Below are 10,965 nucleotides of genomic sequence, written 5' to 3'. Positions count from 1 at the left end.
TGTCGTCGCTGCCGTTTGCGGTGGGGCTGTATCTGCCGATTTCGACATCGACACCGATCTTTATCGGCGGCATCATTCGCTGGCTGGTGGATCGGCGGAACAAGAATGCGAGCAGTTCGGAGGCGGAATTCTCACCCGGCGTGCTGCTGGCGAGCGGGTTGATTGCCGGCGGTGCGATTGCGGGATTGACGCAGGCGATTTTCTATATCCTCGGTTGGGAGACGATCTTCGACAAATCGCACTGGCTGGGTGCCTGGGCCGGCAGCGATCTGTGGACGCTGGTGCCGTTTGCGGCGATGGGGGTGTTCCTGTACGTGATTGCGACGCGGAAGCGCAATGGTTCAAGCGAGGCAGCTTCGTGATGGACATAGACCGGCTCTTCTTAAGGATGCGGCCACGACTAAGGCTGCAGCCCGAGTCGATTTGAGTACACTTGTGAATACTGACTGACAGAATCTGTCAGTCAGTATTTGAATTGCGATACGTTCAAAGAGGGGTGACTATAGATGTTCAATGGATATCGCGGAGTTTGAACGAGGCCCATGTGTCATTGCGAGAGCCACGGGCTCACGGGTGACTTGCAGATGGTGCCATATTGAGAGTGGGCACATAGATCAGCTCTGCCGAAAACGCTGATTTTGATTCGCTTGTGAAAATCCCTTGACCAATCGACGTTCCCTGACTTAATTTCAACGCGAGACAATTCGAACAAAAGGTGTTCTATGGCTAGGCTCCTTCCCCACAGTTGTTTTTTTGGAATATTCTTGATTCTGATCCAGTCCGAGCTTCTCCCGCAGACTCAGGAGACTGCTGATTTCAGTCATTCAACCGGAGACTCCCTATCGACTGCCGATCTGCTCAAAGGGCTGCTTTCCAATCGCACAATTCCGGAGCTTGATTTCAAAGAAGTTGCTACTAGCGACGCACTCGCGGCTTTATGCCGACCGTATGGAGTAAACATTTGGGTGAGTCCCGAGGTGTCCGGCACCATCACAGTCTACCTCACTGATGTCGCTCTGAGCGATGCGATTCGGTTTATCGTCAAGGAAAAGCAACTGCGTTGGGCGATCGAGGACAATATTCTGAAGATCTACCCGCCGAGCGAAGCCGAGCGTTTTCCATACGAAATCCAATTTCAAGACGGCCAGCTATCAGCCGAATTTGACTCGTTGCCGCTCACGTTGGCGGTTAGGGCGCTAGTCGACTCGACCGGCCGCAACATGGTCATCGAGCAGGGTGTGACGGGGTGGCTGACCGGCAAACTCAAAAACGTGCCGTTGGAGCTAGCACTGGAGGCGCTGATGTCCGCCAACGGATACCTGCTGACAGAAAGGGACGGCATCTACTATGTCGACCGGCTGCAAGAGACAAATTCAGTACGCCGGGCAGCCAGTTACGACGTGCGTTGCGACAGCGGTCTGATCACGCTTGAAGTTCGCCAGGCCGACTTGCAACGACTCGTTGAGGATATTGTGCAGAAGTGCAATCTGCCGACGGTACTCTACGGAACGCTCGCCGGGACAGTGACGGTAAAGGGCATCGGCGTCGCGACGGATGATCTGCTGACACTTGTTCTCAGGGGAACCGAGTACACGTTCAAAGAGGAGGATGGAGTCTATCAGTTTGGCTCAGCGAAAATGGAGGAGATGCGCACCAGCAAGTTCATTGCACTACAGCATTTGGTCGCCGACGATTTGCTCAAGCTCGTGCCGACAGCGATAGCAGCCAAACTTGCGATTTCCGTCATGCCGGGTCAGAACGGGTTTCTGGCAACGGGGGCATACAGCACGATCAAGGAGCTGGAGCAGTTTACCAAGTCGGTGGACTTCGCGCCGGCGCAGATCCTGATCGAGGCACTGGTTGTAGATTTCTCAACGAGTCATCTGCGCGAGTTTTCGATTATCGCCAACAACAGAGGTCAGTCCCAGCCTGGGGCGGGCAATGAATCGTACTATCCGGAGATTCAGTTGTATTCGGCGGGCAAGAAGGCGGATGAGAAGCTGCAAGACTTGGCGTTGCGGATGGGCGTGACCAACATCGGGCATCTTTCGGACGATTTCTACATACGCCTGCGGGCGTTATCGCAAGAGGGCAAAGCAAACATTCGCTCGCGGCCGACAATTGCGGCCTTGAACGGACATGAAGCTGCGATAAGTATTGGTACGACTCAATACTATTTGCTCAAGACGGAGACCGTCTACAACGGCGGCAACGCGAACTACACTTCCCAGGTTTCGCAGCGGTTCGAGTCGATCAAGGCGGATGTTACGTTGAAGGTGACGCCCTGGGTGACGGCAATGCAGGAGATCATCGTCGACATCGCCCCGGAATTCAACACGCCGCAGGGACAATTCGACCCGGAGGTGCCACCGACGATCAACCATCGGACTCTGCACTCACGGGTGCGGCTGCGGGACGGCGAGACGATCGTGCTGGGCGGCATGATACAGACGCTTGAGAACGTGGTGATCGACAAGTTTCCGTTGCTGGGAGAAATACCGATTCTAGGGCGTTTGTTTCAGAATCGGCGGCGGTCTGCGACCGAAGCCGAGTTGATGATCTTCTTGACGCCGAAGATCTACTACGGATCGGAGGGGTCAGTCGATATCAGTGAGTACGACAAGAGGTGATTACGATGCGGGGCGTGACGGACTCTCGGAAGCGAGGAATTGCTGCGGAAATCAATGTGGACGTGACTGCGCGAAGGCCTTCGTGCATGCGACGACCTGCCTGGTTGCGGTACTTTGGCATCGGCAGTAGCTATCTGATCGAGACCCAGGGACGGACGTGTGCGATCTGGAAAGTGGGGAAGACGAGACGGCGTCGTACAAATGTCAGCAACAAGGTCGCAATTGAGGAAAAAACTCTTCGCGCGGAGTTGCGCAGATTGGGCTATTGGGGTCAGCCAGCAACTGTGATTCTGCATCCACCTGTAGTTGCTGTGAAAATGGTCGCCATTGGTGCCGAGAAGCCGGAAACCTGGTTGGCGGCGCACTTGTCTGAGATCTCGCCACCGGGCAATCGTCGGGATCTGGCAATGGTCCATCATGCAGTCAGAGATGGGCAGTTGGTTGCGGTATTCGGCCACAAGTCGGAATTGCGCAGGCTGCTGACCACGCTTCAAGACAACGGCATAGCGATCGACAGCATCGTGCCCGCGGCGTTGTTCGTCCTGAAAGAGTTCGAAGAGTCTACGAACGCAGAATGCGATGCTGTTCGATTCGTGCTTGGCCAGTATCGTGTCGGGGAAGAAGGCAAGGCTCGTACTTTCCAGGTCGAGTTGCCAAAAGAGTCTTCCGACCGAGAGTCATGCGGGCATACTGCTGCGATTTTTCGGAAATACGCGAACTGCATTCGCAGGGGATCGAGCAGACACAGGCAGGGATTTGCCTGTCTGGATTTCTTGCCGCAATTCGGGCTACCACGTGCGTTGGCAACCCGAGATCTGTCCCAGGCCATCAAGGTGATGAGCTTTCTGCTTCTGGTGATCGTGATTGTGGTGACTGGTCTGTGGGCAACTCAACTGGTGTCGGGGAACGCACAGGAGCACCTGCGCCTTCAGGAGACCTATCGTGCTCTTGACGAGACTGAAGCTGAGAACGCAGGACTTGAGGAGTCCGTAGAGCGACTTGCCGCTATGCGGTCCGTCCGGGTTGATCTGCCGCGACTGCTCTCCATCGTCGCCCGGGCAACTCCCGCCATTTGCTGGCTGGGGTCATTGCAACTGCAATCTGATGCTAGAAGTAAAGAGGTTGTTTTCTCGCTGAGCGGATACTCGCGGGAGGAGAAGGAACCACAAGCGTTTGCAGCGGCGCTTTGCCAAAGTCCAGGAATCGAATCGGTGACGCTCGAGCGCGTGTCTCGGTCAGAGTATTCGGCTCAGGCGGAGCACGGCGCATTGGCGCAAGCCGTTGTATTTCGGTTCGAAATGACCGGGAGTTTTAGCGATGCTAAGTAAGGTCTGGTGGCGGCAAAACCGTTTCTGGGTATGGCAGTTCGGGCTGGCAGCAGCACTGTTAATGGCACTCACGCTGGTGTCAGTAAGCTGGGTGCCAGTTGCCGCTTCGCGGCTGTCACGGCTCTTTGGAAAGGTCGATTCCGATCCAAGAGCGGTGTTGGCGGAATTGGATCTGGAGCGACAGCGACAGGCAAGACTTAAGGCGACGATCGACTCTTTGAGTGCTCGGATCATGAGTGACGCCGCTGGGACGACGATTCTGAAGCAGATCAGGGAATCGTGTGGAGAGGCTGGCGTCAGCATTATCAGCTACGACCGACTTCAGTCATCAGACCGAACGTCAATGTCCACAACGAGCTTCAGAATCATGACCGAGGGGACATACGACCAACATGCGATCATACTCTCGCGATTGTACGGCTCCAATCCGCAGTTACAGGTTGAGTCACTTGCTATGGAGCGGGTCGGGGCCTCCACTGGCAAGTTGAGGTGCGTCTTCGTTGTGGGCGCGGCTCAAGGAGGGTAAGGTCGTAAGTGTTGCTGAAGCGAGTATTGCTGATTGTTCTGGCGCTTGCGTTAGTTGGCGTTTGGCTGCGAAACCTGTTTCTGCTGGTGCCGGAGGGTGTCGCCCGTCGGAGAACTTTTGAGGCACCAAAGGTATCTCATTGGACAGCGGCGTCGACCGAGGAAGCGGGTGATGATGATTTTGTCTACATCGCCGGTGCGCGCGATCCGTTTGAAGTACCGCAGCGGAAGCAGTTGCGTGAGACTAGGGTGGCAGGGCCTACGCCAGCTGCAGCGCCGGTTCGTTCAATCCGGGCCTCATGGCTCGGGCACGTCTGGACGGCGAAGAATCCGTACGTCGTTGTGTTTGACTCACTGACGCATCGGACCAGCCTGCTCTGTCCGGGCGATACACTCAACGGCTTCATACTCAAGCGGATTACGCAGCATGAGATTCAATGGAAGGCACCACGAGGGCCAAGACTTGTCTGGACGATCGAGAAATAGAGTTGCCGGAGAGGCCGGGACGGTATTACTGGCCGTGTTGGCGGTGCTGGCGATCCTGGCGATCGTGATAACGGCCGTACTAATTCACGGAAGCTGGCAGAAGGCGCGGTGTGCTCTGCTGGTCGACGAGGTCAGAGCATCCTACCTTGCCGAATCGGGAATACACGACGCCATGGCGCGGCTAGCCGAGGAACCAGCGGAGCGATCATTTGCCCGGAACGTGCGGCTTGATTCCACCAGCCAGGTCTCTTACACAGTGGAACCCTGGGGAGTATTTGTCTTGGTGCGGAGCACGGGAAGCACCAGGCGGCTGGAGCGATCATTCGAAGCCCGGATTGGAGCGCGCCCGCCCGAAGTATTCAAGAACGTGATTACGCAGGTCGGCCCGCCGTACCCGCTGGTGGTCTCGGGCGGAACTCGGATTGTAGGCAATGTCGCACTCGGTCCGGCCGGAGTTACTGCCGGCGAGATTGCGGGACGGGTGTTCAATGGCCGGGAAATGGTGGAAGGACAAATCACTGTCGTCACCGCCGCAGCCGTGCCACGCATCGATCGTTCGCAACTCGACGAATTTCTGAGTCTGCTGCAGCAGCGGAAACTAAACGCGTACGTAACGGACGTCTCAATCGTGATCAGAGATGCGGGCGACTTATACAGCGATGGCGGGCGAAGCCATCATGATCAACGCGCACGAGCCGATCTCGAGATCGAGACCGGCAAGAGTGTTATTGACGGCCACGGAACGATGCTTTTCTCTGATCGCAGTGTCCGCGTTCTTGGTAGTGGGAAGCTCATAAATCTTGTGGTCGAGGCAGAGCGAGTCAGCATTGGTCAAAGCGCAATACTCAATGAGTGCATCATCGTCGCTGATCGAATTGAGTTGACAGCGGATGCCTCCTTCAGCGGGCAAATCATCGTGCGCGATACGCTGGTGGTTGACGAGCGCGCAAGACTTCAGAAACCGTGTCTCATTGCGCTCTCCGGCGAAGCTCATGCGGACAAGAACAGGGGCCTTGTTGAAGTGACTTCTCAGAAATTGTGTGAATCAGTCTTCATTTATGGCGTGTCATCCAAGGGCGCAGGCGCTGACGAAGAGGCAGGGTTGCTGCGGATTGGCTCGAAAAGCGTTGTGCGGGGATTGATCTGGTGGGAAGGATTGGTGGAGTTAAGTGGGAAGCTTCAAGGGGCGGCAGTGGTCAGGTTGTTCAGTCATGTCGAGCCGCCGACGATCTACCTGAACTGGATTGTGGATGCCGAGGTGCAATACAATGACCTAGACGAGAATCTTACCTTTCCGCTGATGATGCCAGGCCAATGGTGGCCCAAAGCTATCGGCCTCAGGAACTCGAGCGGTCGTAATGATTAAGTTGTTGGCACGCACGGAAACGGATACGGGTGGTTTCACATTGGTAGAGGTACTGGTGGCTGCCGTCATGTTCGCGGGCGTGTTCTTGCTCATGTTTACGCTATTGGGTTCCATAATGATTCATGCGAGCGGCGCCGATCAGTTGCGCGCCGCAGGGATTGCAGATGCACGTCTCGCATCGTTCTATTCAGACGGCAGCCGGCTTGCCGGCGAAGAGATCGTTACCGTGGACGGAGTGCGCTATCGCGTAGTTTCCAGCGTTCAGTCGGAGCACTTTCGTGAATGCTTGCGGCTGGTTGTCTTACGGCTCGCGAGCGACGATACGGTAGGGAGTTTCCATGCGATCAGATACATTGGTCAGAGTAAAGACGTCTTCCGGTTCGGCAATCGTTGAAGTCCTCGTCGCGATTGTGCTAGCGTCGCTCTTGCTTGGTTTAGTGCTTCACGCCGATCTGGCGGTAAATCGAAGCATCCGGCGTTGGACCGCGCAGATGCTCCTGGAGCAATCGGCGGTTACTCTGACAACCAGATTGCGCAGTGACATCTTCCGTGCCGATTCAATCCTGCAGGCTGATTCAGTCCGGTTGCGATTGCTTATCGACGGAGAGGCAGTTGAGTACACGATCCGTGAGGGCACCATTGAACGAAATGGTGTCGCGCTACTTGATTCGAGATGCCGAACGACGGCGATGCGCATCGAGGGTAGCGACCAAGCGAGGAGGCGCCAGTCATCGGATAGCGTTCCTGGGGGTCGGCGAATTCCGACGTTGAACCTGGTTTTGACTCTTGAGGACCTTACATCTCAGAGCATGTCGATTCCGATCAGACCATACAGCAAGATTCAAGTCGAGTAGGAGAAATACCTCATGAACCTGAGTTCAATAATTAGTCACCGGAAAACTCGCGGGTTTACGCTGATCGAGATCCTGATTGTGTTGGTCATTATCGGGATTTTGACCGGGTTGGCGATTCCGCGGTTTGTCGGCGCAACTGCCCGTGCGAAACAGGTAGAGGCCAAACAAATTCTGAGACAGATTTACACGATGCAGCAGACTTATCGATTTGAGCATGATTCGTATTGGATTCCGGCGCTGGGAAGCAAGGCATCGGCGGCTAATCCCCGGGCGTTCGCGCCGCTCGGTGTGGAGATCATGCCACAAGCGCGATATGAGTACGAAATCCGAGGTGACCGGAATCAGTTCACAGCCACCGCGACGGCGACAAATCTTGATGATGACCCGGCGGTCGACCAATGGACAATCGATCAGACCGGTGAACTCAGAATCGTAGTCAACGATGCTGTGGAGTGAGTCGGGTTAACCAAGTTGGCCGATCAATTCGAACAGCGGCAAGTACATCGAAATCAGAATTGCGGCGACCACAATGCCGACGAGGACGATGAGGAGCGGTTCGAGGATGGCGGTTATGGACGGAATGATCGTTTCGAGTTCCTCGCTGTAGTAGTCTGCGAGGGTGTCAAACATGCGGCTCAGCGTGCCAGTCTCCTCTCCGACGGCGGCCATTTCGGTCAACATTGGCGGGACGATTGTGCTGTTTCGCCAGGCGTCATGGAGCTGGCCACCCGATGCGATCAGGTGAGTGGCACTTCCCAATTCAGACCGGAGTCGTTCGCTGCGTACCGTGGCGGCTGCGAGCGGCATAGCCTCATGCAGCGCTACGCCACCATCGAGCAACGTTGCCACAGTGCGCGCGAAATTGGCGGTCTCACTCTTGATGACGATCGAGTGCAAGCCGGGTATCAGCAGCGGCACGTTGGAGGCAACCTGAGATGCCCAGTTTGATCGCACGAGCAGGATGCCTGTGATGGCGAAGATGCCCAGGGCACCAAGAACATAGGTCGGATACTGAGTCAGAGCATCAGACAGTCCGACGACAATCTCAGTGAGCGGAGGCAATTCCGACTGAAAGCTCATGAACATCTCTTTGAAGACCGGCACGATGTACGCAAGCAGAATGAAGAGGACGATGACAGCGATTGCGAGAATCACGATGGGGTAGGCGAGTGCTGCTCGCAATTTCCGCTTGATGCGGTCCGTGGAGTCAAGCGATCGCGCCAGACGGGTTAGCACTCCGGGCAGGTCACCGGCCGTTTCGCCGGAGCGCACAAGGTTGATGTAGACGGGGTTGAACACTTGAGGATGCTCGGCCAAGGCGTCGGCAAGCATGCGCCCTTCCTGGAGGCCGGCCGCAATAGAAGTCAACAAGCGATGCCAGCGGTGGGAGTGATCTTGGCGCAACAGAACGTGCAGAGCGGCATCCAGGCGCATCCCCGAACGCAACATCGCCGCCAGCTGGCGCGTGAACTTGACAACCTGGCTGTACTCGCGGTGTGCAAGACTTGCCCCGGCCGGCAGACTTGCGGCTGGTGAGAGTTCTAAGACAAGGAGTCCCTCGGTGCTCAATTGCTGACGGAGGAGTTCTGGGGACTTGGCGAGTCGCTGCCCGCAAGTTGTTTCACCGGATGCAGCCACAGCTTTGTAGTCGAACTTTTTCAATTGGCGTCCCTTTGGTGTCGCGATGAACCAGTCATTACCCTTGATCAGAACAGGTCAATCAACAATCAGCAAGTCTGCATGGCGGGCCCACACTTGCTATCCTGTGCAAGGATCAAAACTTCAATTATGAGCAAGTATAATCCAGAGAGCAGCGCACTTCAACTGTTTTCGCGCGCGCTGGCGATCAAGTACCGAGTCATCCCGTTGCGAATAGCAAATGACGAACTGCACGTGTTGAGCCCCAGGCTGCTTTCCGCCAATGACTTGGCCGATCTGATGTTCGTGACAGGTCATACTATCACCCGGATTCCGATAGCTGCCGATGAGTTACCTCGGCTCATCGACACTCATTATCCGAGTGCTGCGCCGACAATCGAATCGGTCTTTCGCGAGGGGCCGCAATTCGAGTATCAATCCGACAGCGGGGACCAGGGGGCAGAAGCCGGGGGAATAACGCATCAAGTTGACGCGATCATCAGCCGCGCTGTCCAGATGCGGTCGTCTGATATCCATCTTGAGCCAACCGACCGGGGACTCACAGTCCGGTATCGCATTGACGGGGTGCTGCAGACGATGCAGCCGCTTGCGCGAGACGAACAGCCGCAGATCATTTCGCGGATCAAGCTCATGGCCGGAATGGATATTGCCGAAAGGCGAAAACCACAGGATGGGCGGATCACGATGAAGAGTCATAACGCCCTCCTCGATATTCGGGTATCGTCAGTTCCGACGCGCGGGAGCGAGAAGCTGGTTCTGCGACTGCTCAATGTGGCAGAGCAGGTTCTCAGCGTACATCAATTGGGCATGCCGGCTGAGCAACTTGAACTTTTTCTCGGACATCTGGAGCGACCGCAGGGGATGATTCTGGTCACCGGACCGACGGGTTCGGGAAAGACGACAACGTTGTACTCGGCACTCGCGCATCTGGCGCGGCCCGGAGTCAATATCATGACCATCGAAGATCCGATCGAGTACGAACTCCCGGGTATTACGCAATCGCAGGTCAAACCAGAGATCGGCTATGATTTTGCGAATGCCTTGCGGGCATTCCTACGGCAGGATCCGGACATCATCATGGTTGGCGAGATTCGCGATCTGGAAACTGCTCAAGTCGCGCTGCGCGCTGCCCTGACCGGCCATTTGGTGTTGAGTACGGTGCACACAAATACTGCTGCTGCGACTGTTACTCGATTGACCGACCTCGGCGTGGAACCTTATCTCGTGGCTTCGTCGGTTTCGCTTATTGTCGCGCAGCGATTGATGCGCAAGTTGTGCAGGTCGTGCCGAATTCTGGATACGGGCGCCGAGCAGTCGCTGAGAACCATTTCAGGTGTGGCGGCAGCGTGTGACGGACCCATTTTCAAGGCAGGGCGGGGGTGTGGGTACTGCTCCTCAACGGGGTACTATGGAAGATTAGGAATATTTGAGTTGCTTCCCGTTGCCAACCAAGATCGCGATCTCTACATATGCGATGGGAACAAGCCACCGGCGATGCTGATCGGTGATCGGACCGCCGTTCCGTTGCTTGGGGATGCCGCTGTGGCGGCTGTCTTGAGCGGACAGAGCTCGATCGCAGAACTCGTGCGGATTCTTTCTTGAGTGCGGGTCTTGTGGAGGACGGTGCTGAACAAGAAGCGCATAGCAGGCCAGTTTGTCGGTGATTCCCAAATGTCGGTCAAGAGCCAGGCCTTGAGCTGCCGATGGAGTCCTAGTTGGCGGTCGAAGTTCGCTTCGGCTCACACGCTGTTTGGGATTGGGTCGAGTTAACCGCATTCCCCTGTTCATTCCGCAACTACTTCACTAATCTACATAGAAGTCTCGATGCTGAGGAATGTCGACCCGGTAGACACCAGCGGGTTACGGCAGAACTTTTGTTTAATTTTCCGGAATCATTTGCGCAGCATAGATATCTAATGGGGAAAGAACGGTTTATGATAGGGTTTCTATGAAATTTCGATTTGTCTTGATCCTGATGTTTGTAGCAGTGGTGGCGACGGCTATGGGTGCGCCGTTATCGCTTGAAGAGGCGGCGCAGATGGCCCGGGAGCGGGCGCCGATGGTGCGGATTGCCGGCGAGCAAGTGCAGGAGGCCGCCGCCCGGGCGGCGCAGGCGC

11 protein-coding genes are annotated in these 10,965 nt (G+C 56.0%); 10 read left to right on the top strand and 1 reads right to left on the bottom strand.

From position 1 onward, the window contains the following. The 8 genes from IT585_07840 to IT585_07805 form a co-directional block, all read left to right on the top strand. On the top strand, nucleotides 1-362 hold a 362-nt coding region (locus IT585_07840; GenBank protein ID MCC6963147.1), incomplete at its 5' end, for an OPT/YSL family transporter. 603 nt (nucleotides 363-965) lie between these two features. Then, on the top strand, nucleotides 966-2,630 hold the full coding sequence (locus tag IT585_07835; GenBank protein ID MCC6963146.1) for a type II and III secretion system protein: 1,665 nt from the start codon (nucleotides 966-968) through the stop codon (nucleotides 2,628-2,630). Nucleotides 2,631-2,716: 86 nt separating this feature from the next. Then, on the top strand, nucleotides 2,717-3,958 hold the full coding sequence (locus IT585_07830; GenBank protein MCC6963145.1) for a hypothetical protein: 1,242 nt from the start codon (nucleotides 2,717-2,719) through the stop codon (nucleotides 3,956-3,958). Beyond that, nucleotides 3,948-4,484 carry a hypothetical protein gene (locus IT585_07825; protein ID MCC6963144.1) on the top strand — a complete coding sequence of 179 codons (537 nt, stop codon included), beginning with the start codon at nucleotides 3,948-3,950 and terminating at the stop codon, nucleotides 4,482-4,484. Before IT585_07830 ends, IT585_07825 begins: the two co-directional genes overlap by 11 nt. A gap of 8 nt (nucleotides 4,485-4,492) precedes the next feature. Continuing rightward, nucleotides 4,493-4,969 carry a hypothetical protein gene (locus IT585_07820; GenBank protein ID MCC6963143.1) on the top strand — a complete coding sequence of 159 codons (477 nt, stop codon included), beginning with the start codon at nucleotides 4,493-4,495 and terminating at the stop codon, nucleotides 4,967-4,969. Nucleotides 4,970-5,141: 172 nt separating this feature from the next. After that, entirely contained in the window at nucleotides 5,142-6,335 is a 1,194-nt protein-coding gene (locus IT585_07815; protein MCC6963142.1) for a hypothetical protein, read from the top strand. After that, nucleotides 6,328-6,729, top strand: a complete 402-nt coding sequence (locus IT585_07810; protein ID MCC6963141.1) for a hypothetical protein — start codon at nucleotides 6,328-6,330, stop codon at nucleotides 6,727-6,729. Before IT585_07815 ends, IT585_07810 begins: the two co-directional genes overlap by 8 nt. Nucleotides 6,730-7,201: 472 nt before the next feature. Next, the gene (locus IT585_07805; GenBank protein ID MCC6963140.1) at nucleotides 7,202-7,645 is read left to right on the top strand and encodes a prepilin-type N-terminal cleavage/methylation domain-containing protein; all 444 of its coding nucleotides are present in this window, start codon (nucleotides 7,202-7,204) and stop codon (nucleotides 7,643-7,645) included. Nucleotides 7,646-7,651: 6 nt separating this feature from the next. Here the strand turns inward: IT585_07805 and IT585_07800 are convergent, their stop codons facing one another. After that, a complete protein-coding gene (locus IT585_07800) occupies nucleotides 7,652-8,758 on the bottom strand; it encodes a type II secretion system F family protein (GenBank protein ID MCC6963139.1) in 1,107 nt (368 codons plus the stop codon). Between IT585_07800 and IT585_07795 the strand changes: the two genes are divergently transcribed. Beyond that, the gene (locus tag IT585_07795) at nucleotides 8,759-10,450 is read left to right on the top strand and encodes a type II/IV secretion system protein (GenBank protein MCC6963138.1); all 1,692 of its coding nucleotides are present in this window, start codon (nucleotides 8,759-8,761) and stop codon (nucleotides 10,448-10,450) included. A 346-nt stretch (nucleotides 10,451-10,796) separates the two neighbouring features. Next, a partial coding sequence (locus IT585_07790) for a hypothetical protein (protein MCC6963137.1) occupies nucleotides 10,797-10,965 on the top strand: 169 nt, incomplete at its 3' end.

The organism is Candidatus Zixiibacteriota bacterium (genome assembly GCA_020853795.1).
Taxonomy (GTDB): domain Bacteria; phylum Zixibacteria; class MSB-5A5; order CAIYYT01; family CAIYYT01; genus JADJGC01.
Note: the sequence above shows the minus strand (reverse complement) of the source record. Positions and strands in the feature narration are given on the sequence as shown.

Excerpts from the sequence above, each read along its gene's own strand:
- IT585_07830 (MCC6963145.1), top strand. The coding sequence starts at position 2,717 with ATGCGACGACCTGCCTGGTTGCGGTACTTTGGCATCGGCAGTAGCTAT.
- IT585_07825 (MCC6963144.1), top strand. The coding sequence starts at position 3,948 with ATGCTAAGTAAGGTCTGGTGGCGGCAAAACCGTTTCTGGGTATGGCAG.
- IT585_07815 (MCC6963142.1), top strand. The coding sequence starts at position 5,142 with ATGGCGCGGCTAGCCGAGGAACCAGCGGAGCGATCATTTGCCCGGAAC.
- IT585_07810 (MCC6963141.1), top strand. The coding sequence starts at position 6,328 with ATGATTAAGTTGTTGGCACGCACGGAAACGGATACGGGTGGTTTCACA.
- IT585_07805 (MCC6963140.1), top strand. The coding sequence starts at position 7,202 with ATGAACCTGAGTTCAATAATTAGTCACCGGAAAACTCGCGGGTTTACG.